Source organism: Desulfobacterales bacterium (assembly GCA_028704555.1).
Lineage (GTDB): Bacteria > Desulfobacterota > Desulfobacteria > Desulfobacterales > JAQWFD01 > JAQWFD01.
In genome coordinates this window covers 62987-89928 of record JAQWFD010000011.1, presented here as the reverse complement: position 1 = coordinate 89928, position 26942 = coordinate 62987, and the positions used below count along the sequence as shown (strand labels likewise).

Below are 26942 nucleotides of genomic sequence, written 5' to 3'. Positions count from 1 at the left end.
AGGTCGGCCAACCGGTATGATGAGAGGTTTCCTTTGAAAGGATTCCTTATACTATCGGATTGACCGGCCTCTTTTTTTTGCACTTCGTTTTATGTCAATTTAAAAAAACTGGATCATCGAGTTATAGGAACTTTTTTTCTCAATTTATCGTATCCGGGTTTTTCGGGATTTAGCTTTCAAGGCCCAAATTTTTTGACATACCCATAAAATTGCCGTAAATTTAAACCAGATACGTTAAAAATTCCTTCCGGTAGATTTTATTCTCACGCAAAGGCGCAATGGCGCAAAAAAAGATTAAAGATCGTTAACGTCACCTTCTGCTGCCGAGTTTTAGAATTCTTCGGCAAGGGGCTTGTTTGAATGGTCTTTTTATAAATATGGTACGCCACATCAACAGCTACTTTGGCAGTCTCATTCTCAGTCATAAATCATCTTTGCGCCTTTGCGTGAGACTTTTAATAAAACCAGCTGATTGAAATTCGACTTCTGTCATCTGTCATCTGACCTCTGAACACAGGGAGAGCCTATGGAAAAGCAGCATAAATTTTCAATGTGGTACGTACTGCTCGGTATCTGGGTCGTGCTGATCATCCAGAACCTTTTATTTACCGCGATGTCCATTGAAACCATCCCCTACAGCCGGTTTCTGGAACTGCTGCGGACCCATGCGGTGACCGAGGTGGCGGTGACTGAAAACCAGATTCAGGGGAAAATGAGAACGGCCGATGATCCGGACGGCAAGGGGAAGCTGTTTAAGACCATCCGGGTGGACCCGGAAGTGTCCAGGCTCCTGCAGGAGTATAATGTAACCTTTAAAGGGGAGGTCGAGTCCACCTTTTTCCGGGATCTTTTTTCCTGGGTGTTTCCCATATTCGTGTTTGTCGGCATATGGTATTTTATGATCAAGCGCATGCAGGGCCAGCAGCCAGGGTTTATGATGATCGGCAAAAACAAGTCAAAAATTTACATGCAGGATGAAATCGGGGTCACGTTTGATGATGCCGCCGGGGTCGATGAGTCCAAACAGGAACTCATGGAGGTGATTGAATTTTTACAGGAACCGGGAAAGTTTACAGCGCTCGGGGGAAAAATTCCCCGGGGGATTTTGCTGGTGGGCCCTCCCGGCACCGGAAAGACCCTGCTGGCAAAGGCCGTAGCCGGTGAAAGCCATGTGCCCTTTTTCAGCATGAGCGGGTCGGAATTTGTGGAAATGTTTGTGGGACTGGGCGCGGCCCGGGTGAGGGATCTGTTTAACCAGGCCAAGGAAAAAGCCCCCTGCATCATCTTTATCGATGAACTGGATGCGCTGGGCAAGGCCCGGGGCCTTGGAATGAGCGGCGGCCATGATGAGCGGGAGCAGACCCTGAACCAGCTGCTGGTGGAGATGGACGGGTTTGATCCGCAGGTGGGCGTGATTTTGATGGCCGCAACCAACCGGCCGGAAATACTGGACCCGGCCCTGCTCCGGCCAGGGCGTTTTGACCGCCAGATTCTGGTGGACCGGCCCGATAAAAAGGGCAGGGAGGATATCCTGAAGGTTCACTTAAAAAATGTAAAAGCCGTACCGGATCTGGATATCGAAAAACTTTCGGCAATGACCTCGGGTATGGTGGGCGCGGATCTGGCCAATCTGGTCAATGAGGCCACCCTGCTGGCGGTCCGGAGAAAAAAGACGGTGGTCGAGATGCCCGAGTTTGAAGAATCCATTGAGCGGGTCATGGGCGGGCTTGAGAAAAAGAACCGCCTGATCAACCCGGAAGAAAAAAAGATCGTGGCCTATCATGAACTGGGCCATGCCATTGTGTCCCTGTCGCTGCCGGGTACGGACCCGGTGCAGAAAATTTCCATCATCCCCAGGGGGATTGCGGCGCTGGGCTATACCATGCAGGTGCCGACCGAGGACCGGTTTCTGATGAAAAAGACCGAACTGCTCAATAAAATCGCGGGCCTTCTGGGAGGCCGTGCCGCTGAAGAGATCATTTTCGAAGATATTTCCACCGGCGCGCATAACGATTTATCCAAAGCCACGGACATCGCCCGGAGCATGGTCAGAGAATATGGAATGAGCACAAAACTGGGGCAGGTCTATTTTGCCCATGAGAAAAGAGGGCCGTTTTTCAACACGCCCATGGAAGGCCCATCGGAGTACAGCGAAGCCACCGCCCGGCAGATCGATGATGAGATCCAGGATATTATCAGCGGCCAATACGCCGTAGCCCTGGATATATTGAAACAACGGCGGGACGTTCTCGAAAAAGCGGTCAAACTGCTGCTGGAAAAAGAAAAAATTGAAGGAGACGAGCTTCGGGAGATTATGGGGGAAGGAGCTGGGAGTAGGGAGTAGGGAGCTTAAAAAAACAGAGGTCAGAGGTCAGAGGTCGGAGGGCGGATTTTTAATAACTGGTTTATAAAATGTCTCACGCAAAGGCGCAAAGGCGCAAAAAAAGAAGTTGCACCGTCCGCTTTGTTCGAGACGCAATGAACGCAGAGCACAGAGGACGGGGAAATTGGTTATGTCAAACACCGGGGTGTTAAACGGAATTGATAGCAACAGGAACCCCGACAGGGGTTGAGTCGTATAGCCGGTGGTTTCAACCACCGGTTGAATTGATTAACGGGCATGAGTCCTGAAAGGACGACGTTAAGGAATATGTTACAATCATGGAAAGCTTTTACGCGCGCGACGCGTGAGAATGAAATAGTCAGAAGTCAGAGGTCGATAACCCTCACCCCTCGACCCTCAACCCTTTTTTACCCTGCACCCTACTGCGTACTGACTACTCACTACGCTCCCCAACCTCATCCCTCAGTCCTTCCCCCCTTCAAGATAACCAGCGTGATATCATCTTCCTGTTTCTCAGTCCGTCTGAATTCATCCAGAGCCCGGGTGACGGCGTCAATTATTTTATCGGGACGCTCCTGATGCTGCTGTCGGATAATCCGGCGAAGGCGGTCTTTGCCGAAAATTTCCTGCTCGGGATTCCGGGTTTCCCAGATTCCGTCCGTTCCGATCAGGATGATCCTGTTGCTGAGCCATTTTTCATACGTATATTCCTTATATTTCCAGGTATGATCGACCCCCAGCACGATACCCTCGCCGCGAAGTTCGGAGAATGTGTCCGAAGATATATCATATACGATCGCCGGATCATGGCCTGCCCGGACCCAGCGCAGCCGGTTTTGTTCCGAATCGATCAGGATGAAAAACAGCGACATGAAACTGCCGGTGGCGGTCGTATCCAGGTACAGGAGCCGGTTTACATCCGTGATGATATGGGACAGGCCGCCCGGTTGTGTGACTCTGCATCTGAGCAATGCCCGGATGGTTGTCATCAGAAGCGCGGCTTCAATTCCATGGCCCACGACATCGCCAACCGCAATGCCGATCCGCCCCCTGCCCATTTCGGAAAATTGAAGCAGATCGAAATAATCCCCGCCGGTTTGATCGCAATAAATGGATTTGCCGAAAATTTCAAGATTTTCAAATTTGATGGCTTTGGGTGGAAGCAGATTCTGCTGCACTTCCATGGCCAGATCCATGGCTTCCTTGAGCCGGAGCCGTTCCTCCAGCTGACCCAGCATGGTATTGAAGCTGATGGTCAGCTCCCCGACCTCATCCCGGGATTTAACCGGCAGCGGGGGGCCGAATCGGCCCTGTGCGATTTGTTCCGCGGCTCTGGACACGGTTTTGATCGATGACACCGTCCGATGGGTAACCATTCGGATCAACAAGAGAATCAAAAGGATAAAACCGGTCGAGGTGATAAAGTAGAAGGTCCGTAACCGCAGGATCGGGGACAGAATTTTTTCACCCGGCGCGATGATGACAATACTCCAGGGCGCCTCGATCAGTCTGCAGAATCCGCTGACCTCCCGGGGAGGATGGCCCGGGCCGAGCACGGTTCCATACGGGTTTTCTTTCATGGCCCGGAACGTTTCGTGCTCAATGGCGGTCTCGCAAAACTGGGTTCTTCCTCCGGGTACCGTACAGGTGAGGATTCTTCCCTTGCTGTCCACCAGAAACGCCTTATCCCCCTGCCACCAGCTGGAAGTGAGAATATGTTCAAATAAATAGGCGAAATCCAATACCACCTCAAGTCTTCCGATGGACTGTCCGGTCTCATCGACCAGGTCTGAAACAAGCGAGACGGTTTCGTGGTCCAGGATTGAATCATAGACCGGCGGGGTGATATCCAATTTGCCGGGTTTTTCCGGTGTCCCTGATTCGTCTGATTTTTCTGGACGGAAATTTTCCGGTTTTCCTGAAAGGGTTTCGTACAGACTGAATTTTACCTGCTCAACGCCCGGAGAATCTTTGAGCTGATTGATAATCGATTGCTGAATGATCAGCGCATGCGGGCTGCCCGATAATTTATGGAACATCTGCATCCATTCCTTCGGGCGTGCCAGGCGCATATCAACCTGATGCGCGGCTCGCTGGAGCTTTAAAACCGCGGCTTCCTTCCACTGGGCGATCAGACTGCTCCTTGCGTACAGAAAACCCATCGTTCCCATGGCAAACAACAATATGGCAATGGGAAACAGCAGAAAAAAATCCAGCCGTTGCTGCAGGCTTTTGGGCTGTATCATTACACCGATTCCTCATCCCCCGAGCATTACCCCGGCGTTTCAAAAGCCGGGAATGTTGCAGTTCCAGGCCGTTCAGGGGGGAAGCTGCCGTCTGCAATGCAAGCTCCCGACAACGTTGGGCAATTAAACAGTGTCCATCCAGAAATGGCTATTTTTCCCAATTTCTGCGTCAGGCTCAGATTTTAATCCTCGAAATGCTCAATGTATTCCTCCGGTTAAAATCTTCGCCTTCCTTGAACTTGAAAAAACTATCTCATTTCTGGACGGACATTAAATGGTATGGGAATTTCCATTTTTGCCTCAAACGAAGTGCTCCTCAAGCGATAGCGGTCCTCAACCCGCCCGCAAGGGCGCTATTTTAATGTGGTATCTTCAACAATAAACGGCGTGCATCGAACCCCGACTTTCAGCTTGTGTACCCATACCCGGGCCATGATAACGGTATTGCCGTCAATGTCCACAATATTAGGCAGTTCTTCCACAAAAGAGATATCTTCTGTTTTGAATTCATACCAAAATGTATTGGTACTGTATGGGTCCGCAATCAAAATGACTTTGTCATTGTCATAGGGATGTTTTATCGGGGAACCGGAAAACGGAACATGGGTTTTCCGAAGGATTTTTATATCTGTCGGTTTTCTGTAGGACTGGAGTTCAAATTTTTCGGATTCCTGAAGCAATTGAGTGATCGGCATAGGTTCGTCTCCTTGATTCTCAACGGGGGAAAATGGTCCGGCTGAGCAAGATCTCCGGGAAAAATACAATCTTCGGACAAATATTATTTTCCGCGACGCTGCTTTTTTGTGTTAAATTTATCGGGCTTGATCATAACAGCGACAGCGGCCCTCAGTCCGTCCGCAGGGCGCTGATTCAATAAAAGCTATTATCAAATTACACATTTCGAAATGTATTGTAAAGAAAAGGATGGATTGTCACAGGGGGGTTGAATCCTGAATATTTAAATCCGGAAAGAGCTGATATCAGCGTGCGGTTCATCCGGAAGGTATTTTTATTGACAAAAAATCCGTTTGAATAGTATGGTAACCCGTTAAAATGAGACATTTAATCCGTATATGGCGTGAATCGGCTCAACAGCCAGCCGGATCGGGCGGGCAACAGAACGGTTGTTCCCTCTGTTGTATGTTCAATGGATATAAAAACCATGATTCGATTCTACTTATGATAATTACAGATACCGGGTCGTTATTCAGAAAAAGAAACCGTGGTTTTATTTATTCTTAATTTCATGCCCTTTGTTCGATATTATTCGAAAATCCCCGATAGTCCGTCCTCAGGCGTTACTCATTATTCAGATAACATTAATAATTCAGCAAGATAATCGCTGAAGAAATTCGTATTCGATATAAAACGTTGAGACGCTGACTGTTGCGGCCCGTATTTGCGGTTGAATTTGCTTGTTAAATTCCGACGGGGGGTTACGATGCCCTTAATCTTTCTAAATCAGACGATCAAACAGTTAATAAACCCCTTTCAGGGCGACGGGAAATCAGGTGATGTGCCAGGGCACATGGTTTCCGAACTGCCGGTGGACGTCTGCGTTACCGATGGTGAACATGTCCATGAGCGGTTAGCACGGATTAAAGGGGACTGGCTCGTTTTATGCCATGAATGTTCTTCAAGCCTGGATGTGGCCTGGTATCTTCAAAAACAGGGGCTTTTTCCTGACTGGGCCTCTGTTCTATGCGGCTCCCAGTGGGCCGGCAGAGGCCGGATGGAGCGGGGTTGGATTTCTCCTCCGGGGAATCTTTACGCCGCCCTGAGCTGGCCTGAAACTTACGGTCCATGGGAAAATCTGATTCCCATAATGGCCGGGTATCTGATGATACGGTTTATGGCCGGGAGGGGTGTTTTTTTAAGGTTGAAATGGCCGAATGACCTGTTGCTGGAGGGGAAAAAAGTCGGCGGCATCCTTGCGGAGAAGAAAAAAGGCAAAACGATCGTAGGCATCGGGCTGAATACATTTTCCAGTCCGGAAACAGACCGGATGCGAAAAGAAAATGTATTCGCAAGTGCAAATTTAAGAGGGATAATACCCTCCGGACCTGTTGCGGGATTATGGCAGGAATTTATCAGCCATGGCCGGATTGCCTGCAATCATATAACGGAGAGGCAGGATACGTCAGATTTTTTAAGTCAGGTTGAACCGCTTCTGGCATTTAAAGACTCTCCGGTCCGGGTAATCGACAGCGAAGCGCCATTGACCGGGTATATTACAGGCCTGGCGGGTGACGGCGGCTTACGGCTTTCCCGCGGAAAATCGGAAAAGATCATTTATTCGGGCAGTATAATACCCGTGACGGACGGGTAATCGGAGGTCAGAGACCGGAGATCGGAGACCAGGAAAACCGATGCCTGACCGTGATATGTGTCAAGGCCACGCCATCATCGATGGCCCATACCCGATAAAAAATCTATGATACTAAATTAATGGAGAATATGAATTGATGGTAAAGAAAACATTTGAGCAGGTTGTTGAAGAAATCAGGGATCAGAAGATCCTGGTCGCGAACAGGGGGATACCGGCCCGACGGATTATTCGATCTATTTGTGAGGTGCTGCAGGCGGTTCCGGTATTGACGGCAACCGATATTGACAAAACCGCCCCGTTTACCAATGGCGCATATGATTTGCTGTTGCTGGGAGAAAATCACCGGGCCTATCTGGATATCGACATGATTATCTCCAAGGCAAAGGCCATGGGGATCATTGCCATTCATCCCGGCTGGGGCTTTGCTTCGGAGGATGATTCGTTTCCTGCCAAATGCGAGGAGGCCGGAATTATCTTTATCGGACCCGGGTATGATGCCATGCGGTTTCTCGGCAATAAAGTGGCGGTCCGGAATCTGGCCAGGAAGCTGGATATTCCGATCGTGCCCGGCTCGGATGGCGCCGTGACGTTTGAAGAAGCCGGAAAAATTGCGCGTGAGATGGGTTTTCCGGTCATGCTCAAGGCCGAGGGGGGAGGCGGCGGTCGGGGGATTTATGAAATATTTCGTGAAGATCAGCTTGAAGATGCGTTTTCCAAAGCGGCTGTATTTGCTCAGGCTTCCTTTGGAAACCCCAGGCTGTTCGTGGAAAAACTGCTGACATCGATCCGGCACATTGAAATCCAGGTTATTGCAGACAAATACGGCAATGTATTCGCGTTTGATGAAAGGGATTGTACGGTTCAGCGGAACCATCAGAAGCTGGTGGAAATCACCCCCTCTCCATGGCCTAAAATGACGCCGGAGCTTCGGCAGCGGCTTAAAGACTATTCTATCAAGCTTGTTAAAGCCGTGGGATATCATTCTCTGGGAACCGTTGAATTCCTGGTGGACCGGGACGGCAACCCGTATCTGATTGAAGTCAACACGCGGCTGCAGGTGGAGCACGGCATTACTGAATGCCGCTATGGCCTGGATCTGGTGGAGGAGCAGATTGCCATCTCGTTTGGATCCGAGCTCCGGTTTAATGAAGAAAATACCAGACCCTTTCTCAATGCCATGCAGGTCAGAGTCAACTGTGAAGATCCTCAGAACAATTTTTCTCCCAATGCGGGGCTCATTACCCGGTACCAGTCTTCAGTGGGCCAGGGGGTTCGGGTGGACTCCTGCATCATGGCAGGGTATGAATTCCCCTCCCAGTATGATTCGGCCGCGTCGCTGTTGATCACATACGGGAAAAGCTGGCCCAAAGTCCTTGGCATCATGGACCGGGCACTGAGGGAATATACGCTTGCCGGCCTTAAAACCACAATTCCCTTTCATCAGCAGATCATTCATCATCCCCGGTTTCGGAGCGGCGACTATGATACCAATTTTGTGGCCAATACACCGGAATTGATGAACTACCTGGATAAAGAGCCGGAACCTTTGCGCCTGGCTCACCTGGTGGCGGATTTATCTGCAAGAGGGTACAACCCGTATATTCAGCTCGGCAAATATCGTGACCGTAACGATAAGCGTATGGACGGATTTGAACCGGTCCTGCCCCGGATGGATCCGCTGGAATATGTCAGTCCCTATCCCCGGGGAAACCGGGACGAGATGCTGGATTTTGTCAGGGACTCCGGGTACGTCCATTTTACGGACACCACCACACGGGATATTACCCAGTCAAACAGCGGGAACCGCTTTCGGCTGGCTGAAGACCGGCTCATCGGCCCTTATCTGGACAACTGCGGATTTTTCTCGCTGGAGACCGGTGGCGGGGCGCATTTTCATGTGGCGATGATGGCCAATATGACCTATCCGTTTTCCGAAGCCAGGGAATGGAATCAGTTTGCTCCAAAAACCTCAAAGCAGATACTGGTCCGGTCTACCAATGTGCTGGGGTACAAACCCCAGCCCGCCAATCTGATGCGCCTGACCGGTGAGATGATCTGTGAGTACTATGATGTGATCCGGTGCTTTGACTTTTTAAATCATATCGAAAACATGAGGCCCTTTGCCGAGGTGGTTTTGAATTCAAGGGCAAATATTTTTGAGCCGGCGATAGCCGTATCTTATGCGCCCGGATTTGATGTGGCACATTATATGAAAGTTGTGGAAGAAATTATCGACATGGTGTCGAAGGTCAGCGGAGTTTCTGAAAAAAAAGCCGAAAAGATCGTAATTCTGGGTCTCAAAGATATGGCCGGAGTCTGTCCCCCGCGATTTATCCGGGAGCTGGTGAAGACGATTCGAAAAGCTTATCCTGCGCTGGTGATTCATTATCACCGGCATTCGACAGACGGGCTTTTTGTTCCGGCAGTCGGAGCCGCTGCCCAGGCGGGCGCAAATATAGTGGATACGGCAATTGGCGCCGCCGTCAGATGGTACGGTCAGGGCGAGGTGCTCTCAACGGCCGCTTACATGGAGCAGGAGCTGGGGCTCAAGACCAATCTGAACAAGGAGATGATTCAAAACTGCGGTTTTGTGCTGAAACAGATCATGCCGTATTATGACCGGTATGTGGCGCCGTATTTTCAGGGGATTGATTATGAAGTGGTCGAACACGGCATGCCGGGCGGTGCTGCCTCATCATCCCAGGAAGGGGCCATGAAACAGGGCTATATTCATCTGCTGCCCTATATGCTGAAGTTCCTGGAAGGTACCCGCAAAATTGTCCGGTATCATGACGTGACACCGGGCTCTCAGATTACTTGGAATACCGCATTTCTGGCCGTAACCAGCGTTTACAAACAGGGCGGTGAAAAAGCGGTTCGACGCATGCTCAATGTGCTGGCTACCGTTGTCAGCACGCCGGAAGCGGATCTGCCGGAGGAAATGAAACAGGAACGACTGGATTTGTACAAAGACAGCAACGATGCATTCCGGCAGCTGCTGCTGGGCCGGTTCGGCCGCCTGCCGCTTGGATTTCCGTCAGACTGGGTATATGAAAGCGCATTCGGCCCGGAATATAAAACCGCCCTGCTCACACGCATTGAAGCCTCCCCCCTGGCGGCACTGGTGGACATCGATGTTGAAGCAGAACGGAGAAACCTGGCGGATCATTTAGAACGCGACCCCAGTCGTGAAGAACTGGTCATGTACCTGAACCATCCGGCGGATGCGTTAAAAACGATCGAATTTAAAAGAAAATTCGGTGATCAGAACTGCCTGCCTCCGGAGGTGTGGTTTGAAGGGTTGAAGCGGGGGGGGGAATTGTATTTCAGAGACCTTCACGGTAAACTTCATTATTTCGTGTTGCTGCATTTGTCCCGGCCCGATGAACAGGGCATCAGCCTGGTCCGATATTCTCTGGATTCGGAAGTGTTTACCCAGTCGGTCAAGGTCGCGGAGGCGACCGGAAAAGGTGAGTCGTTGTTTGAAAAGGCTGACCCGGATAATCCCTATCATATCGGTGCCCCCGGCAACGGTGACCTGTGGATCATGTATGTGAAGGCCGGTGATATGGTCAAGGCCGGTGAGGATTTATTTAACATCTCCATCATGAAACAGGAAAAAGCGGTTCATTCACGAGTGAATGCCGTTGTAAAGCGGGTGTTAAAATTTGCCGATTATCCCGAAGATAAAAAAATGGTTCCGGTCCGTGAAGGTGAACTCCTTGTGGAACTGATGCCGACCCCCAAAGTCTGCCCGACGTGCAAACATCCCATTACTCTGGAAGAAAGCAGGTTCTGCCCCTATTGCGGACAAAAAGTCGAATCGGACCTGTAGAATTGTAGAATGAAGAAACGTATAGTCCGTCGGGGATGCCTCGGCGGGCTGGGCGACAGATGACTGATAGAGTAGGGCGTAAGCAGTAGGGAGTAAGCAGTAGGCAGTAAGCAGTAGGCAGTAAGCAGTAGGGAGCGTAAAAAAGCTGATAGCTGATGGTCAGAGATCGTTTGCCAGCGCCGCTTTGCTCTTAACTGTTTCCCGATCTCAGTATTTGATCGATCTGTTTTTCCCCTCTGTTCACTGCTTACTTCCTACTCCCTACTCCCTACTCCCCTAAGAACGCCGCCATTGCTTCTTCCTGAAGCAGTTCCCCCTGGTCGGTGTACCGGGGTGAAAAATGGAATATGGAAAATTGTCTGGCGCCTGCTTTTTTTGCGAGTGTGCCTGCCTGCCTGGCGGTCAGGTGAAATTTATCCCTGGCGATATTTTCGTGTTGATGAAGAAATGCCGCTTCGATAAACAGGTGATCCGAATCTTTCGCAAATTCGATGATTTTTTTCATATTGGATGGGGTGCCGCCTACATCCGTGATATACGTCACTTTCTGGCCAGGGGTAATCAGGGCAATCCGCTCGGTCAGGTCTTTAAGCACAAAGCGTTCAACCCGGTGAAGACCGGCGGGACCGGTTTTACAGGTTATTTCAAAAGTCGATTCGGGGTCCTGGTGGCTGTACAGCGCCTGCTTAAATTCCCTCAGCCATGGACCGATCGCCAGACCCAGCTCATCGACTTTGTCTTTCATGATATTGACATGGAATCGTTCTTTGAGAGAAAATCCCAGGCAGGGGGTACCGTGATTCAGTATGATCGAGGAAACGGCCAGTACGGGTTCTTTCAGCAGGGTCCCGTTAAATGGATGTTTTTCTTCCGGAAGGATCGGGATAAATTTGTTTCTGCACGGATATTGCTTTGAGATGATATACGCCGGATGAATTTCAGTGGCATGCAATATCAGCCGGGTATCATAATGGTCGACCAGATTCCAGCAGTAGCCGGCAAGTTTTCCTTCCAGATTGGATAAAAACCCCTGAGGGCCATAGATATAAAGGGTCTTTTCCCGACCCAGAAACAGCCGGATCAGCTGGTCAAACCCGATAAAATGGTCCATGTGGGTATGGCTGATAAATACATGACTGATTTTCAATGCGTCCCGGGCTGAAAGTGAACCGACATCCCCCAAATCGAAAAGAAAGGCCCGTTTTTCGAAAGAAAGGCTTACAAATAGTCCGGGGTCATCAAACGGTGAATTGATCAGCCGGGGATGAAGCAACGGATTCATTCCTGGGGCATGAGTTTGTTGACTTGCTTGTTTATGGTAAAGTATATTTCTTCATCCGATCCGAAAATGTCAATGACGTATTTATTATCCAGGAGCTTTTCCACTACAAATGCAGTTACATAAAGGCTGACGACATGAGGATTGGGTACCAGATTTCTCAAGGGGGCGATCTGATAATCAATATCAAAATCTTCCGCACGGGTCAGTTTGTCCAGACAGATCTGGATCTGCTCTTCAACCCCCTGCTTATTGGTTGTTTCTATGAATTTGTTTTCAATCAGCTTTGTGGCGATTGAATTGCTCAACGTCTCCATACAGTCTTTGACGTTATGGATTGCCGTTCGTCTGGCATGTTCTTTTGAAGATTCAATTTTTGACAGTATCGATGATTCTCTGTTGCTTGTGCGAAATACCTTTGCCATAAGTGCTCACCTTTTCGATATAGTTCTTTCTGACAAGTTGTAATATTTATTATTATTCTTTTTGATTATCATAATTTTAACCCATATTGATTGCAAGGGAAATGTTGAGGCACCTTTTTAAACCAGAAGGATGATTTTTTCAATAACATTATGGTTCCAGGGCCTCTTCAATGACCAGCTGAATGCTTTTTTGGCCTTTAAACTGGTTCCAGCGCAGGTGAAATGCGATCTTGTCTAAATGATCGGGAAACGGTCTGCTGATATCGGCATTGAAATAGATCGTGTTAAATGGTTTGCTTTCGGAATTTCCGGCTTTTTTCAACATTATTTTCAAATGCTTGCCCCCCACTATTCTGCTTGATAATACATCGATATGGGTTGCCATGAACAGCGGTTCCGGGTTGCCTTCGCCAAATGGTTTCAACCGCTCCAGCTCATTCATTAACGTGTCGCTGATATCTTCGAAGTCAAGGTCATAATCGATGATAATCTCCCGGGTAAAGTCTTCCGGGCAGGTCATTTCCCGGACGGTACGTTCAAAGTCCTGAGCAAACAGGTCGATATTTTCCGGTTTAATCCTAAGACCTGCCGCCATGGGATGACCCCCATATTGTTCCAGCCGGCTGGCGCACAGTGACAACATCTGATGTAAATTCACACCGGGTATGCTTCGTGCCGAGCTTTTTCCGATCCCGCTTTTGGTCGAAATCAATACGGTCGGGCGGAAAAACCGGTTGGCTAATCGAGAGGCGACAATCCCCAGGATGCCTTCATGCCAGTGAGCATCAGATAAAACCAGCGTATGCATTTTGACAAGATGGGGATTGGCATCCAGATGGTCGAGAATCTGCTGGTAGACTTTTTTTTCGGTTGTCTGCCGCTTCTCGTTCAGTCTGTCGAGCTGATGAGCGATTTGCCGTGCGGTCTCAGCCTGAAGGGTTGTGAGCAGTTCAACCGCCATGGTCGCATGATCAAGCCTGCCGGCAGCATTCAGCCGGGGGGCAAGCTTGTAGCCGATATCATCACAGTCGGCAGAATTTATTCCGATACGGCAGCATTCAATGAGGGCCTTAATCCCGCAACGGTGCTCCGAATGGATGATATCCAGACCTGATTTTGCCATGATGCGGTTTTCTTTTACCAGAGGAACTACATCGGCTACCGTACCCAGAGCGACAAGATCCATATACTGCCTCAGGTTTGGCTCCGGCCGGGTATGCCAGAAGTTGATGTCCCGTAATTTTTTTCTCAGACAGATCAACAGATAAAAGGCGACGCCAACTCCGGCAAGGTGTTCAAAACCGGCTGTGCAGTCAGATCGCTTCGGGTTGACAACTGCCAGTGCAGGAGGAAGGTCGTCTGCAATTTGATGATGGTCGGTGATGATGACATCAATTCCGTTACGATTTGCCGCAATGACCGATGCGTGGCTGCTCGATCCGCAATCTACGGTAATGATCAGATCAATGTGATGTGGCAGCGCATAATTGAAAATATGCTGTTCCTGAAGGCCGTAGCCTTCATGAATCCGGTGCGGTATGTAATATGAAACGTCAGTGCCCGTATGCCGGAAAAAATCGAGAAGCACGGCCGTGGATGTAACGCCGTCCACGTCATAGTCTCCGAAGATCAGGATATGTTCTCTGCCCAGAATTGCCTTGACAATACGCTCGGTGGCTTTATTTATATCCTTAATGGGAAAAGGCGGCCGCAGATGATTCAGGTCGGCGTTCAGATAGCGCCATGCGTGCGCTTCGTTCATTATATGTCGATTTGCAAGAATCGCAGCTGTGACGGGGCTGAAATGCAGTGTTTCACACAGTTTTTGAGTCGATTGTCTGTCAGGTTCCAATATGCGCCACTTGGTTTTCATCCTTGCGCAATATACTATTATCAGGTTCAGGACAATACTTAATTTCAGTATGTTTAAAAACATGGGGCTGGATGGATTCTCAGAATCTTCAAGGCTTCCATGCCGTGAAACCGGGAATTTGGTATTGCTATATCAAGAGGTAAAATGATATTTTACCCCTCAACGAAAAATATTTGTGGCGTGAGCTTCAGGCTTCAGTCTTAAGCTTTGAGCCGGATTCTTCCACGGTTGAAAAAAGTTCACACCGCATCCGGATAAACTGAAAGGAACCAGAAAACTTTGGAGATGATACGGAAATATTATCGCGTTGACCGGAGAGAGATATGCCTGCTGCGGTTTATTCTGGAAGGCTATGATGGTATGGCCATAATGACGACAATTGATTCCCGGCGGGGAATCGTTGTGATCCGCATTGCATCGGGATGCGAAGATGATGTGGAGATGATTCTCGAAGGCCTTGGGAAAGATATTTTAATTGAAACCCTTCATTCACAGGGAATGCCATGTTTAAAAAATGGATCTGCGGATTTATTCTACTGACGGCTTTTTTTACGCTCGGGATGGGGAATATGGGCGACAACGCGTTGCTGAACATTCCTGATCCGGGGGAAAATTATTCTGTTACGATGATCGACCAGTCCGATGTCTCAATTGATCTTGAAAAATTTTCTATGGACGGTCATACTTATGTTACGGGTAAGTTCGGCAAGGCAGACATATCCGTTGATTTTGACAGGATCGATTCGATATCGTTTTTTTCCGGCGATCAAACCCTCAAGTGCCGGCTATCTCTGAAAGACGCAAAATCGATTGAAATTTTGATGGAAAAACATACCGTATGCTTTGGCACATCTGCATTTGGTAATATCAGAATCGAACTCCGGGATATTAAACAGCTTCAAATTCATGGAAAGGTGTTGACGTCAGATTAATGAAAAATCGAAATTTGTATATCCATACTATCGGATGTCAGATGAACGTCTATGACTCCGGGCAAATGGTTAAGCAGTTGGCTTTGCAAGGTTACCGGCAGGTTTCATCTCCGGAACAGGCTGATTTGATAATATCCAATACCTGCGCGATTCGTGAAAAGGCTGAGCAGAAAGTATTCAGTTTTCTGGGCCGGCTGGCAAGTTTGAAACGGAGAAAACCTTCCCTGATCATCGCTGTGGGAGGGTGTGTGGCACAGCAGGAGGGTAAAAAAATTCTGGAGCGAATGCCGCATGTCGATCTTGTGTTCGGCACACATGCCATAAGCCGTTTGTCCGGGCTGATCCGGCAGGTTGAATTACTACGGGAGCCGGTTGTGGCTGTTGAGATGTCAGATGTGATCGATGAAAGCCACCTGGTGCTGGCTGCCGGGGATAACGAAGGGGTATCCCGGTTTGTCACCATCATGCAGGGGTGTGATAATTTCTGTACGTACTGTGTTGTGCCCTATGTGAGGGGCAGAGAAAACAGCCGGAAGCCGGATAATATTGTCAAAGAGATCCGGCAGGCAGTTGCCTCCGGAGCCAGAGAGGTGACGCTGCTGGGACAGAATGTCAACAGCTACGGCAAAAAAGAACATCTGTGCTCTTTTCCTGAGTTGCTGGAACGCGTCTGTCATATCGAGGGCCTGTCAAGGGTCAGATTCACCACCTCTCACCCGAAGGATTTATCGGCGGAGCTGATTTGTGCGTTCAGGGATCTTGACAGGTTGTGTAAACACTTTCATTTGCCGGTGCAGTCCGGCTCCAATCAGATTTTAAAGCGGATGAACCGAAAATACACCCGGGAAACATATCTTGAAAAAGTGCAAAAATTACGGGCGGTATGTCCGGATATCGCTATTTCATCGGATTTTATCGTTGGTTTTCCGGGTGAAAGCCGTGACGATTTTGAGCAGACGCTGGATTTGGTAAGAACCGTTGAATATGACAGCCTGTTTGTCTTTAAATATTCAGATCGCCCCAATGCCCCGGCTGCTGATTATCCGGATAAAATCCCGGATGACGAAAAAAATGAAAGACTGCATCGACTGCTTGAATTGCAGGAGGAGATCACGGTACGGAAACATGAAGCACTGGTCGGGACAATTCAGCAGGTACTTGTCGAAGGGCTGAGTAAAAAACAACCCCTTTCGAATTTGAAAGAGGAATTTCAGGATATTCAATGGTCGGGCCGTTCATCCGGCAACAAGATTGTCAATTTTTCGGTAAAGGACAGTTGCCGTGCCGCCGATGAAGACCTAACCGGTAAATTGATGTATATCCGTATTCAAAAGGCGTGTTCCCATTCGCTGTGGGGACAGCCGGTTGAAGAAGAACTTAAACTGACGGAAGTGGAAGGAGAAGACGGTTATTATGCTGCATAAAGCGAGCATCGCGGGGATGACCATAGATCCTGCCTCCAATACGCCGATTATCATTTTAAAACTGGACGATCAGGATGTTTCCATTCCCATCTGGATCGGACTGTTCGAAGCCACATCCATTGCAACGGTTCTTCAGAATATAAAGTTTGATCGCCCCATGACCCACGATTTGTTTAAAAATTTGATGGACAGGGTCCATATGAATGTGGACAGGGTCGAAGTCTGTGATCTTGCGGATAACACCTACTATGCGAGGATCCATTTTATGTCCGGCGAGGAGTCTTTCAGTATGGATGCCCGTCCCAGCGATGCCATCGCCATTGCCCTTCGGTTTGAAGCCCCCATTTATGTGGACGATACAGTCGTTGAGAAATCCGCATCTGAAAATAATAAAGGGGAAATCGCTGATAAAAGCGAGGAAGGGAAAAAATGGGCCGAGTACCTTTCAACCATGTCTTCAGACGATTTCGGGAAATATAAGATTTGATGGCTGACAGCCGACAGCTGTAACCGTTTTGAACGGAAAAGGGTTTTCGATATTATGATTGATCTTCATACACATTCAATTTTCAGCGATGGGGTGTTAATTCCGTCGGAGCTGGTCAGAAGAGCGCAGGTTAAGGGGATAACGATCATTGGAATTACCGATCATGGGGATCTGTCCAATATGGATTTTATTATTCCGAGAATGAGGGCAGTGGCTGAAGAACTCAACAGCGTTTTGCCGATAAAGGTCATTGCCGGTATCGAGATAACCCATGTTCCTCCCCCCCTGATTTCAAATGCTGTCCAAAAGGCCCGGCAGCTCGGGGCGTCGATAGTTGTCGTTCACGGCGAAACCATTGCGGAACCTGTGGCCCCGGGCACCAATCGTGCTGCGCTGGATGCCGGGGTCGATATATTGGCTCATCCGGGGCTGATTACCGAAGAAGAAATGGTTCTTGCCAGGGATAAAGGAATTTTTCTGGAGATATCCGCCAGAAAGGGCCATTCATTGACCAACGGGCATGTTGCCGGTCTTGCCCGAAAAGTCGGGGCAAAACTGTTAATCAATACAGATTCCCATGAACCGGGAGATCTGATCGATGACAGCCAGGCAAAACGAATCGTGCGCGGGGCAGGACTGACCGAGGATGATTTTTACCGGATGCAGAAAAATGCCGCTTTGCTCTGCGAATGACGCATGAAAACAGTAGGGAGTAGGCAGTGGGCAGTAAATAGTAAGCAGTAAGCAGTAAGCAGTAAGCAGTAGGCAGTAAGCAGTAAGCAGTAAGCAGTAGGCAGTAAGCAGTAAGCAGTAAGCAGTAAGCAGTAAGCAGTAGGCAGAAAACAGAAAACAGAAAACAGAAAACAGAAAACAGAAAACAGAAAACAGAAAGTAAGTGGCCTTTCAGCAGAACTAGTGTATCAGCTATTTACACCCTATACCCTACACCCTACACCCTACACCCTACACCTTACACCTTACACCCTACACCCTACACCCTACACCCTACACCTTGCACCCTACACCCTACACCTTACACCCTACACCTTGCACCCTACACCCTACACCCTACACCTTGCACCCTACACCTTGCACCCTACACCTTACACCCTACACCTTACACCCTTTTACTCCCTTATCGTTCCTTTTCCTCTGTAATAAGTGATCACGTTCTTCAGGATGGACTCCAAGCCGTTTTCGGGTTTGAATCCGATGGCGGCTTCAAGTTTTTCTATGTCTGGCACCCGTCGCTGCATGTCTTCAAAATCTTTGTCAAAGACATCTTCATAGGGGATCAACTGTACAGCGGATGCCGATCCGGTCATCTGAATGATTTTTTCGGCAAGGGCAGCAATCGTAATTTCTTCGGTTCCCCCGATGTTGAACACCTGCCCAAATGCAGTGTCGGTTTTCATAAGGGCCATGAACGATTTGACCACATCTTTGACATCGGTAAACGTCCGGCTTTGACGGCCGTCACCATATACGGTCAGGGGCTCATTGTTTATCGCCTGGGAAACCAGTCGGGGGATGACCATGCCGTATGCGCCGGTCTGTCTGGGGCCTACGGTATTAAACAACCTGGAGATGATCACCTGCAATCCTTTGGTACGGTAATAGGCCAGTGCGGTAAATTCATCCATCAGTTTGGAAGCGGCATAACTCCATCGGAATTTACTGGAGGGTCCGTAAATAATATTGTCTGTTTCCACTAACGGGGCATGAAGATGTTTTCCATAAACCTCGGATGAAGAAGCGATTAGCACCTTTTTTTTGAATTTTGAGCATATCTCCAATACTTTTTCTGTACCTTGAATATTCGTGGTAATCGATTCAAGCGGATGCTCCAGGATATAGCGCACACCCACGGCGGCAGCCATATGAAATACGATATCGCAAATGCCGGTCAGCTCCAGCAGGAGGTCCTGGTTGAAAATGGTGTCGATATGAACGAAAAACCGTTGATTGAAGCGCGGGTTTTTCTGGATGTGGCTGATATTATCAAGAGATCCGGTTGAAAGATCATCGATAACATACACTTCATGACCATTTTCCAGATATGCTTCGGCCAGATGCGAACCGATAAAGCCTGCCCCTCCGGTGATTAAAACTCTCATATAATATAGCCGCCTTTCAATAAAATTAAATTGCATGAATTATTTTAAAAACAGTGAATTCGGGCCAAGTGGATCGGTTGGCTGGTATGTCCTGTCCCGAGTTGGTTTTTTTGAAAAGTATTTTTTATACGATAGATGAATGATAAGCAACTTATTATTTAAATCCCTGCCCCGGAGACGGCCAGGAATATGTCTTGACAATATTAGACCGCAAAAGGTAGTTTTTAATTGTGGTCTCATCCGGTTTTCATCTTAAGGGTACAATCACAGATTGATCTTCCTGCCTTTTCCAGCAGCTAAGTTTCGCTGCTTAGTGTCCGCCCATAAATTCTGTTTTCATCGGATGGAAATTATATCAGCTCCGGGGGAATGTGGCCGGTGTAATTTGACAGTATGAAAATTTCCATTTTTTGATTAAATTTATGTCAAAGGAGGTTGCCATGGAACAAAAAAAAGAGAAAAAGGTACAGAAGAAAAAAAAAGAATCTAAAGAAGAACCCGCAAACAAACTTGATATCTGCAAAAAAGCACCTGAATGGGCGGAGCATGAACGGCTTAGCGATAAAGATGAGCCGTGTGACGATTTCAGAGGCGGGACCGACTAGCGGTTGCGGGCATGAGACGGATGGGGATCAGTTGATCAGGCATTGCTGATTAACTGATCCCCGTTTTTACCGGCTCCCTTAATACTGAAATTGTCCGTTTTCATAGATGGTGATGTTTTCCCCGGTAGCCAGATGCGCCACGACACGTTTGTTTTCCGTGTTGACCAGATCCCAGTGAAGCGCTGAATCATTAAAGCCCAGCTGCTTTTTAAGGTCTGGCGTCAGTTCCCGGGGATTGCCGTTGTAAGTGTCCGAATATGATGACCCCACGGCGATGTGGCAATTACCGTATTGGCCGCCGTAATTTTCATCATAGAGGGTATTGGCCATAAATGCGTTGATATGGGAGAAACGGTTGTCTGTCAAAGAAAATTCTCCGATTTTCTTTGCGCCGCTGTCCATGGCCAGTTGCTGCCGCACGAATTCCTCTCCTGTTCTGGCCTCGATGTTGACCGCAGATCCTTTTTTAAATTCCAGTCTCACATCCTCTACATAATTTCCGCTTCGATATGACGGCTGATTTGAAAAAAAGATACCCCTGGTTCCTCTCCAGTCCGGGGAGAGAAAAATTTCAAAACTGGGAATATTGTGACCTGAAATGCCGATCCATTGTCGTTTAGCTCCCGGTGTGATGATAAGATCGATGGTTTCGGATTCAATGTGCAGCGTGTCAATGTCCATGCGGTTTAACCATTTTTTTATGGTGACAGCCCGTTTATATATATCCCGCCATTCATCAACCGGTGAGGGTTTGTCCAGAAAGCAGGCTTGAATAATTTGAAGTGTATAATCATCTAAGGACAGTCTGGCATGATCAGCCAGTTCCTGAGTGGGACACAGACACAACGTCCATCCAAAATCACCCCGATCCTCACGCTGATCCAAAATGTCACGTATATATTTTCTGGCAATGGTTGCTTTTCCGATTTTGCGCGGATCAACCGTGCTCAGATGGGTGATGGAGTCCGGTGCATGCAGGAAAATGCTGCCGTTTAGATGACTGTATAATTCCTTGTCTCCCGGCGTCTGATAGACCAGCTGGCTGGGGGTTGCCAGGTTGAAGAAGTTTTTTTCCATTTCGGGAGTGGTGTTGAGTCGCTGTACGGAATTAAACCCCTTTGTGAGTAATTTTTCATGCAGAATTTCAGCAAACCGGAGTGCTGCAAGGTCATATCGGATCAGTATCAGGTCATTTTTTTTATAGCGTTGCGTCCGTGCGGTATTCAGTCCCCACAGGAGAACATCCGCGTAGTTGTGCAGTTGGATTTCTGTGAGCATCAGCGTACTCCTTTACTGGATGTCTTTGTCCTTTAAAAAAAGGCGGTGATATTCGGGTTCGGTAAGATGCCGCTTGAGAAGCTGACTGATCGTGTCGAAAATGTTTTCCAGCTCTTCATGCGAAAGTCGTTTGATCAGCTCCTGCAGGAGTTTGTCATCTGAAATTTTCTGGAGATAATACATGACCGTAAGCTCATCGGTCTTCCGGTCCATTCCAAATCCCACCATACCGGTGTATGTCTCGATAAATTCATGTGAATGCTTTTTCATGGCGTTAAAAAATACATTGACTTTCATTAAGGGTTCGCACATGAATAACTTCATGTTTTAAGCGCGCCCTAAGGGTTTCGGTAAAATTACCCCCGACGTTTCATCCGTCAGGGGTAAATGAAATTGACTACTCCGATCAGCTTAATGGAAAAGCCTCTTGAAATCAAGCATGATAAGTCAGAAGTCAGGGGTCGGGGAGAGTGATGAGCAGGCAGCGAAAATGCCAGGGCATGGGCGCGGGGTGCAGGCAGAGATCAGAGCATTTTTTCTCTTTCCTGATAACAGATAACAGATAATTGATAAACCCATGACTTCAGACGGTTACGGATATCTTCGCGTTGATGATAATATTTTTTTACGGTATGGATTCTGGCCTGCTGATAATTCATGTTACCGCGGCAGTATCATGGTTCTCCATGGCAGGAGAGACTTTCTTGAAAAATATGATGAGACAGTCAGAAAACTGACCCTGAGAGGTTTTGACGTATACAGTTTTGACTGGCGGGGCCAGGGATTGTCAACACGGCTTCTGCCCAACCGTCATAAGGGGCATATAAAGACTTTCGAGGATTATATCCAGGACTTGTCATGTGTTATCCGGCACGTGGTGATTGAGCATCAGGCAAGGCTTCCTCTGTTCATCCTTGCGCATTCAATGGGGGCGAACATCGCACTCAGATACATTCATGATTGTCCGGACGTTGTCAGCAAAGCGGTGTTGGTGGCCCCCATGATTGATATAGTGACATTTCCGTTTCCCAGATGGTTTGTTCGCTGCCTGGCCCGGATCAGAATAAAAACCGGCCATGAAGATGCATGGGTGCCGGGTTCGGGAGGGGGGTGCCCTGGTCATCGATTTGAAGGAAACCGGATGACATCCGATCGCTTACGGTTTATGAAAGAGAAAACCGTTATTTTACAAAATCCGGCGCTTGCCGTTTATGGCGTTACATATGCATGGCTTCAGGCAGGTTTGGATTCAATCGATATTCTCCGGAGACGTGGCTATGCGAAAGCCATTCAGGTCCCGGTTCTGGTGGCAGGGGCAGAACATGATAAAATCGTATCTGTCAGAGCCCAGAAATTGTTATGTGCTGGCAGCCGTTATTTGACATTTGTCGAAATCCCGGGAGCCCGTCACGAAATTCTGAGGGAAACCGATTCGATTCAGCAGGTGTTCTGGAATGAATTTGACAGCTTTATAGATTAATTTCCATGCCTTCCCTTGCAAAAAAAATCTCTGTGGAACCCGTGTCAGTCGGGTTGCAATATCTGCGGGTGAGTTCATCGATTTGACGGTCAGTACGGACCGGATCATGATGAAACAGCGCTACCTGTTTGACCTTGTTGCGTATTGATGATGAGATGGCATATTCAATCGAGGTGTGTCCCCAGCCGACTTTTGACGATTCATATTCATTCCGTGTATATTGCACGTCATAGACGATCAGATCGGCGTTAGAAAAAAACGCTTCCACCAGGCTGTTCGCCAGATCCGCAGCTTCCTGGCCTTCACGGGCGATAGCCTCATCATAAGAAGGATCAGCAGGGTCAGTGCAGAAAATATTTTGAAACGGTTCCGTGTCGTAAACCGTACAGAACACTTTTCCCTGGTATTCAAACCGGTAACCCAGACACAGCACCGGATGATTCAGATATTTGGCCGTCAGTTTTATACCATCGCCCAAATCGTAACAGCCTTCTTTGAGATCAATATAGGTTATATCGGAAGACAGCTCGGATTGCCGGACTGGAAAATATCGATAAGTGAACTGCCCCCCGATGACTTCTTTAATCGTGTCTTCGTATGTGACGGGGCCATAGACTCTGAGCTTTGTTGTCGGGATATAAATCGGTCCGAAAAACGGGAAGCCCATAATATGATCCCAGTGGGAGTGGCTCAGAAAAATGTCTGCGTTTACGGGGGAGTTAGAAGCCGGGTCAGACAGAAGATAATTGCCCAGTTCTCTTATTCCTGAACCGGCATCGATGATGATCCGTCTGTTGATGTCAGCAAAATAAATTTCAATGCAGGCTGTATTCCCCCCATACTTTACCGTGTTTGGACCCGGACAGGGAATAGACCCTCTTACCCCCCAGAATTTTATTTTCATTTGCCTAACCTTTTTGAATGATATCTAAAAATATTTTTGCTTTTTCGATTTCTTCAGAGACAATTCGTTTCAGGTCGGAAAATACCAGCTGGTGAACGCCTGCCTGATTTAATAACCCGTTCGGTATTTGTATTTCGAAAAAATTACCTTCAGATAAATTCTGTTTAAAAGCAATAGAAAAAATGTTGGCTATGGCTACGAAGGATACTATTGTCCGGGTTTTTTCATCTGCCTGATCCGGATCATGATGAAAAGCAAGTGAATCACTCAGCTTTTTTCCCAGTGCCCATTTGTCTGCGATGATCTGGCCAATCGTGCAGTGATGTATTCCAAATGTGGTCGTTTCATCATGACAGATTCGGGCCTGCCCGGCGATGTCGTATTCGGATAGCCGGCCATATGCTTCCGGTGAAGCTGCATGAAGAGGGATTTTCCCAAGGTCATGGAGCAATCCGGCGACAAAAAACTGCTCCCGGCTGGCGATCGGGATTTGATTCATGGCAGCCAGCGTCTTGGCGGTTACTCCGACATTCAGGGAATGAGCCCAGAATCTGTCCATAAATGCTTTGTCCGATAAATGCTTCTGCCCGGTATTTTTCAGGATGACGGAACTCAGGGCGATATTTTTTACCGTGTTGACTCCGAGCATTATAATAGCTCTTGTAAGCGATGTTGCCTCGCTTCGGAGGCCGTAGTATGCAGAATTGATCAGTTTCAGGACCTGACCGGTCAGAACCGGATCGAGTGAAATAACACGGTTCAGATCATTGGCTGAAGTTTCGGAATTGTTACAAATGGCCACCACTTTTGCCATAGTGGTGGAAAGCCTCGGCATTCGGGCAATATAATGTTCTACGGATAACGGAATGCTTTGATCTTGATGCGAAGAGGCCTGTGTCATCGTTTATATCCAATAAAAAGTACTGAGTGCTGAGGGCAGAGTAAAATATGATTGAAGATTTAATCTTATCTTTAGCCTTCATCTTTTATCTTTAGCCTTCATCTTTTATCTGTAACTTTAAAGTATCCAGTATAATATATTTGGTCCGTTCAATGATTTTTTCATAAGAAAAAGAATTGCGTTGAACATAATAGCTGATCATCATCCGGTTTCGATCCGTACAATTCGTATTTAAAAACGAATCGAGTTTAAAAGGGGAGGCAAACCGTTTGACAAAAAGTTCACCCCAGTTGTTCAGATAGACGACTCCAAAATCGTTAATATCTTTATCCCACGGTGCTTTTTCGAAGCTTACGATTACCAGTATTTTTGGGATGGATTCTTTTTTGAGAAAATTCGAGTACTCGATGGAGACGGTGTCAAAGGTGCCAAAAAAATCTCTGATGCGTTTGGACAGATTGATAATTTCCTGCAGCGTAACGCTTGACGGATTGGGATCCATATGGACTTTGTTTGAATCAAACAGATTGTTCCATACGATAAAGGCGATGGTATAGATAATGTCAGTGCCTGAGGCCAGGGGCTTTGCGTCCCGGTTGCCAACAAATACCTGCCATGTGTCCTTTTCCAGGCTCAGATGGATGGCTGACAGGTTCAACACGTCTGTGGGCTTGAGAATGGTGGGGATTTTGTCCTTTTTTTTCTGGTAAACAACTGAAAGCTTTCTGCCGATGATCGTAAGGTCCTGCTGATCTATAATGCCGGTTTCTCCCGAATGGGCAGTGGCAATTTCTTTGTAGATCCGAAGCAGCAGCTTGAAAATGCGTTTGCCCAGGTCGATCTGAGTTTCCAAATCCCACGAGGCATACTCGCTGAGAGTTTGTTTGGTTTTGGAATCAATTGGATACCGGGTGAACAGATCCTCCGCGATCTTTTTTTTCAATGTCTGACTTTTATCGTTTTCCTTGATTTTACAGCGAAGATAGGTGCAATTTTTTAAAAATGGCAGCGTGCTCTTTCGATAATGTTTGTAATAATTGAAAATGGAGACGATAGTGAACACCAGCGGGTCAGGGAACATCGGTTTATCGTGAACAGAGAGAACCTGTTTTCGAAATTCGTGGCACATCAAATGCTCCTGGGAAGCATCCAGCAGCATTTTCAACAAAATCATTTTAATGATTGATTTTAAAGGTTTTGTCAGGGCTTTATGCAGCTGCCACAGGGCAGCGCCAAAGTATTCCCGGCTTTCAATCACTTCCAGATTCCCGAAGTCAATCAGGTCGCATCCGTCATACATTTTGGCTTTTATGGCTGCCACTGTCTGATCATAATCCATATAGACTTTGTCGGTGTAGCACAACCACCATAATGGAATTTTGCCGCATATCAAAATACAGGTCCGGTAAAATTCCTCTTTCAGGACATTTTTTTGTGTGCTTCCGCAGCTTTCAGAGTCCACACTGCCAAATCGGCTGTTTTTGATGTCGCCGATATCGGATATGAAAAAATAAACCGGTATTTTATAGTTGATATCCAGCCAGTCTTTAATCAGATTGAGTTTTTGATGCAGATGCTTCAATGTGGTTTTGTTATACAGGGCTTTGTCGTAGCATACCCAGATGTCACAGTCTGATTCCGAAGTCTGGTTGATCGTTCCGATACTTCCGATGGTATACAACCCCTCTATTACGAGATAGGCTCTGGGGGGGGCTATCAGTGATTCCTGGCGGGCGATGCCGAACATGTGTTTGAATACGGGTTCGCGTTTGATGATTTCCGGCTCGTTATCGATATTGAATACCCGGAACACTTTTTTCAGATCCGGAACATATCCGGGGCAGGTAAAATGGTTGATGCTTAACAGCCAGGGAAGCAGATACAGAACCGCTTCACTTTCTTTGGGGGCCAGTTCGGAAAAAATCTGTTTTCTGAACCGGTTATATTTATAGTACGTTTTTTTGTTATAATTCAGAATTTTATTGATCATTATCTGGTTTGCAGTTTTTGAGCCTGTGTCCGTTCATAAAATCGGTTTTCACCGGATGGGTAGTAACGTGTGTTTCCAGCCCGGAACTGATCGTCTTGTAAAAGTACCCACATGCGTCATTCCCGCGGGAATGACAAATAAGGGCTGAAAACTCTGATCCTGCATAAACAGCAGGGCGCATCGTAACCGGCAGTGCAGATACACCCATTCAGCCGGCCGCTGAAAAGCGTACAATATATGATAGAAAGTGTGAATATTAGTCAAGAAAAATTTCTGTATATGAAGAATTCCCGAAGAAAACAAATGTATCATACCTGTCTCGACATGGTTCCGAAACAAAGGATATTCCGGCCCGCAGTGCCGCTTGTTTGGCATGTAATTGATTCGCGGAGGCTTTAAGCGGATGTTTTTCCGTTGAACTTATCATATCATTTGATATGTATAATAAAAACGAATTATACGCGTGCGGGTTTGACGGCTTCGTAAAAGTCCT

General features: G+C 47.6%; 21 protein-coding genes. 10 read left to right on the top strand and 11 right to left on the bottom strand.

Annotated elements, in window-relative coordinates:
- Positions 1-526 precede the first annotated feature (526 nt).
- On the top strand, positions 527-2344 hold the full coding sequence (gene ftsH / locus PHQ97_06120) for an ATP-dependent zinc metalloprotease FtsH (GenBank protein ID MDD4392309.1): 1818 nt from the start codon (positions 527-529) through the stop codon (positions 2342-2344).
- Positions 2345-2799: 455 nt separating this feature from the next.
- Here the strand turns inward: ftsH and PHQ97_06115 are convergent, their stop codons facing one another.
- Both PHQ97_06115 and PHQ97_06110 read right to left on the bottom strand, forming a co-directional pair.
- Positions 2800-4590, bottom strand: coding sequence for a SpoIIE family protein phosphatase (locus PHQ97_06115; protein MDD4392308.1), 1791 nt, complete (start codon positions 4588-4590; stop codon positions 2800-2802).
- Positions 4591-4943: 353 nt separating this feature from the next.
- Entirely contained in the window at positions 4944-5285 is a 342-nt protein-coding gene (locus PHQ97_06110; GenBank protein ID MDD4392307.1) for an inorganic pyrophosphatase Ppa, read from the bottom strand.
- A gap of 746 nt (positions 5286-6031) precedes the next feature.
- Here PHQ97_06110 and PHQ97_06105 point away from each other — a divergent pair.
- Both PHQ97_06105 and PHQ97_06100 read left to right on the top strand, forming a co-directional pair.
- Positions 6032-6919: a biotin--[acetyl-CoA-carboxylase] ligase gene (locus tag PHQ97_06105; GenBank protein ID MDD4392306.1), complete on the top strand. Its 888-nt coding sequence runs from the start codon at positions 6032-6034 to the stop codon at positions 6917-6919.
- A 136-nt stretch (positions 6920-7055) separates the two neighbouring features.
- On the top strand, positions 7056-10754 hold the full coding sequence (locus PHQ97_06100) for a pyruvate carboxylase (GenBank protein MDD4392305.1): 3699 nt from the start codon (positions 7056-7058) through the stop codon (positions 10752-10754).
- A 268-nt stretch (positions 10755-11022) separates the two neighbouring features.
- On the opposite strand, the gene PHQ97_06095 is transcribed toward PHQ97_06100, so the two are convergent.
- The 3 genes from PHQ97_06095 to recJ form a co-directional block, all read right to left on the bottom strand.
- The gene (locus PHQ97_06095; GenBank protein MDD4392304.1) at positions 11023-12036 is read right to left on the bottom strand and encodes an MBL fold metallo-hydrolase; all 1014 of its coding nucleotides are present in this window, start codon (positions 12034-12036) and stop codon (positions 11023-11025) included.
- Complete coding sequence (locus PHQ97_06090) at positions 12033-12458, bottom strand: hypothetical protein (GenBank protein MDD4392303.1); 426 nt, start codon at positions 12456-12458, stop codon at positions 12033-12035. The genes PHQ97_06095 and PHQ97_06090 overlap by 4 nt, the downstream gene beginning before the upstream one ends.
- A 148-nt stretch (positions 12459-12606) precedes the next feature.
- Positions 12607-14331 carry a single-stranded-DNA-specific exonuclease RecJ gene (recJ, locus tag PHQ97_06085; GenBank protein ID MDD4392302.1) on the bottom strand — a complete coding sequence of 575 codons (1725 nt, stop codon included), beginning with the start codon at positions 14329-14331 and terminating at the stop codon, positions 12607-12609.
- 285 nt (positions 14332-14616) lie between these two features.
- On the opposite strand from recJ, the gene PHQ97_06080 reads away from it, so the two are divergent.
- Genes PHQ97_06080 through PHQ97_06060 form a run of 5 tightly spaced genes read left to right on the top strand, consistent with a single transcriptional unit; the run spans position 14617 to position 17867 of the window.
- Positions 14617-14871, top strand: a complete 255-nt coding sequence (locus PHQ97_06080) for a DUF4911 domain-containing protein (protein ID MDD4392301.1) — start codon at positions 14617-14619, stop codon at positions 14869-14871.
- Entirely contained in the window at positions 14835-15263 is a 429-nt protein-coding gene (locus tag PHQ97_06075) for a hypothetical protein (protein ID MDD4392300.1), read from the top strand. Before PHQ97_06080 ends, PHQ97_06075 begins: the two co-directional genes overlap by 37 nt.
- Positions 15263-16687 carry a tRNA (N6-isopentenyl adenosine(37)-C2)-methylthiotransferase MiaB gene (gene miaB, locus PHQ97_06070; protein ID MDD4392299.1) on the top strand — a complete coding sequence of 475 codons (1425 nt, stop codon included), beginning with the start codon at positions 15263-15265 and terminating at the stop codon, positions 16685-16687. Before PHQ97_06075 ends, miaB begins: the two co-directional genes overlap by 1 nt.
- A complete protein-coding gene (locus PHQ97_06065; GenBank protein MDD4392298.1) occupies positions 16677-17174 on the top strand; it encodes a bifunctional nuclease family protein in 498 nt (165 codons plus the stop codon). The genes miaB and PHQ97_06065 overlap by 11 nt, the downstream gene beginning before the upstream one ends.
- Before the next feature lie 54 nt (positions 17175-17228).
- A complete protein-coding gene (locus tag PHQ97_06060; protein ID MDD4392297.1) occupies positions 17229-17867 on the top strand; it encodes a histidinol phosphate phosphatase domain-containing protein in 639 nt (212 codons plus the stop codon).
- Positions 17868-18301: 434 nt separating this feature from the next.
- On the opposite strand, the gene PHQ97_06055 is transcribed toward PHQ97_06060, so the two are convergent.
- On the bottom strand, positions 18302-19291 hold the full coding sequence (locus PHQ97_06055) for a GDP-mannose 4,6-dehydratase (protein MDD4392296.1): 990 nt from the start codon (positions 19289-19291) through the stop codon (positions 18302-18304).
- A gap of 440 nt (positions 19292-19731) precedes the next feature.
- On the opposite strand from PHQ97_06055, the gene PHQ97_06050 reads away from it, so the two are divergent.
- Positions 19732-19896, top strand: coding sequence for a hypothetical protein (locus PHQ97_06050; protein ID MDD4392295.1), 165 nt, complete (start codon positions 19732-19734; stop codon positions 19894-19896).
- 78 nt (positions 19897-19974) lie between these two features.
- Here the strand turns inward: PHQ97_06050 and PHQ97_06045 are convergent, their stop codons facing one another.
- Positions 19975-21174, bottom strand: coding sequence for an aminopeptidase (locus PHQ97_06045; GenBank protein MDD4392294.1), 1200 nt, complete (start codon positions 21172-21174; stop codon positions 19975-19977).
- Between the two features lie 12 nt (positions 21175-21186).
- Positions 21187-21486 (bottom strand): cytoplasmic protein, encoded by a 300-nt coding sequence (locus PHQ97_06040; GenBank protein ID MDD4392293.1) that lies wholly within the window; start codon positions 21484-21486, stop codon positions 21187-21189.
- 265 nt (positions 21487-21751) lie between these two features.
- On the opposite strand from PHQ97_06040, the gene PHQ97_06035 reads away from it, so the two are divergent.
- Positions 21752-22654, top strand: a complete 903-nt coding sequence (locus PHQ97_06035; GenBank protein MDD4392292.1) for an alpha/beta hydrolase — start codon at positions 21752-21754, stop codon at positions 22652-22654.
- On the opposite strand, the gene PHQ97_06030 is transcribed toward PHQ97_06035, so the two are convergent.
- From PHQ97_06030 to PHQ97_06020, 3 genes are all read right to left on the bottom strand, one after another.
- Positions 22644-23558, bottom strand: a complete 915-nt coding sequence (locus tag PHQ97_06030) for an MBL fold metallo-hydrolase (protein ID MDD4392291.1) — start codon at positions 23556-23558, stop codon at positions 22644-22646. The genes PHQ97_06035 and PHQ97_06030 overlap by 11 nt on opposite strands.
- Before the next feature lie 4 nt (positions 23559-23562).
- A complete protein-coding gene (locus PHQ97_06025) occupies positions 23563-24459 on the bottom strand; it encodes an HDOD domain-containing protein (protein MDD4392290.1) in 897 nt (298 codons plus the stop codon).
- A gap of 91 nt (positions 24460-24550) precedes the next feature.
- Positions 24551-26449, bottom strand: a complete 1899-nt coding sequence (locus PHQ97_06020) for a class I adenylate cyclase (GenBank protein ID MDD4392289.1) — start codon at positions 26447-26449, stop codon at positions 24551-24553.
- Positions 26450-26942: the final 493 nt, after the last annotated feature.

What these genes read in the sequence shown, in the direction of transcription:
- ftsH (MDD4392309.1), top strand. Translation starts at nt 527, where the DNA reads ATGGAAAAGCAGCATAAATTTTCAATGTGGTACGTACTGCTCGGTATC.
- PHQ97_06115 (MDD4392308.1), bottom strand. Translation starts at nt 4,590, where the DNA reads ATGATACAGCCCAAAAGCCTGCAGCAACGGCTGGATTTTTTTCTGCTG.
- PHQ97_06110 (MDD4392307.1), bottom strand. Translation starts at nt 5,285, where the DNA reads ATGCCGATCACTCAATTGCTTCAGGAATCCGAAAAATTTGAACTCCAG.
- PHQ97_06105 (MDD4392306.1), top strand. Translation starts at nt 6,032, where the DNA reads ATGCCCTTAATCTTTCTAAATCAGACGATCAAACAGTTAATAAACCCC.
- PHQ97_06100 (MDD4392305.1), top strand. Translation starts at nt 7,056, where the DNA reads ATGGTAAAGAAAACATTTGAGCAGGTTGTTGAAGAAATCAGGGATCAG.
- PHQ97_06095 (MDD4392304.1), bottom strand. Translation starts at nt 12,036, where the DNA reads ATGAATCCGTTGCTTCATCCCCGGCTGATCAATTCACCGTTTGATGAC.
- PHQ97_06090 (MDD4392303.1), bottom strand. Translation starts at nt 12,458, where the DNA reads ATGGCAAAGGTATTTCGCACAAGCAACAGAGAATCATCGATACTGTCA.
- recJ (MDD4392302.1), bottom strand. Translation starts at nt 14,331, where the DNA reads ATGAAAACCAAGTGGCGCATATTGGAACCTGACAGACAATCGACTCAA.
- PHQ97_06080 (MDD4392301.1), top strand. Translation starts at nt 14,617, where the DNA reads ATGATACGGAAATATTATCGCGTTGACCGGAGAGAGATATGCCTGCTG.
- PHQ97_06075 (MDD4392300.1), top strand. Translation starts at nt 14,835, where the DNA reads ATGTTTAAAAAATGGATCTGCGGATTTATTCTACTGACGGCTTTTTTT.
- miaB (MDD4392299.1), top strand. Translation starts at nt 15,263, where the DNA reads ATGAAAAATCGAAATTTGTATATCCATACTATCGGATGTCAGATGAAC.
- PHQ97_06065 (MDD4392298.1), top strand. Translation starts at nt 16,677, where the DNA reads ATGCTGCATAAAGCGAGCATCGCGGGGATGACCATAGATCCTGCCTCC.
- PHQ97_06060 (MDD4392297.1), top strand. Translation starts at nt 17,229, where the DNA reads ATGATTGATCTTCATACACATTCAATTTTCAGCGATGGGGTGTTAATT.
- PHQ97_06055 (MDD4392296.1), bottom strand. Translation starts at nt 19,291, where the DNA reads ATGAGAGTTTTAATCACCGGAGGGGCAGGCTTTATCGGTTCGCATCTG.
- PHQ97_06050 (MDD4392295.1), top strand. Translation starts at nt 19,732, where the DNA reads ATGGAACAAAAAAAAGAGAAAAAGGTACAGAAGAAAAAAAAAGAATCT.
- PHQ97_06045 (MDD4392294.1), bottom strand. Translation starts at nt 21,174, where the DNA reads ATGCTCACAGAAATCCAACTGCACAACTACGCGGATGTTCTCCTGTGG.
- PHQ97_06040 (MDD4392293.1), bottom strand. Translation starts at nt 21,486, where the DNA reads ATGTGCGAACCCTTAATGAAAGTCAATGTATTTTTTAACGCCATGAAA.
- PHQ97_06035 (MDD4392292.1), top strand. Translation starts at nt 21,752, where the DNA reads ATGACTTCAGACGGTTACGGATATCTTCGCGTTGATGATAATATTTTT.
- PHQ97_06030 (MDD4392291.1), bottom strand. Translation starts at nt 23,558, where the DNA reads ATGAAAATAAAATTCTGGGGGGTAAGAGGGTCTATTCCCTGTCCGGGT.
- PHQ97_06025 (MDD4392290.1), bottom strand. Translation starts at nt 24,459, where the DNA reads ATGACACAGGCCTCTTCGCATCAAGATCAAAGCATTCCGTTATCCGTA.
- PHQ97_06020 (MDD4392289.1), bottom strand. Translation starts at nt 26,449, where the DNA reads ATGATCAATAAAATTCTGAATTATAACAAAAAAACGTACTATAAATAT.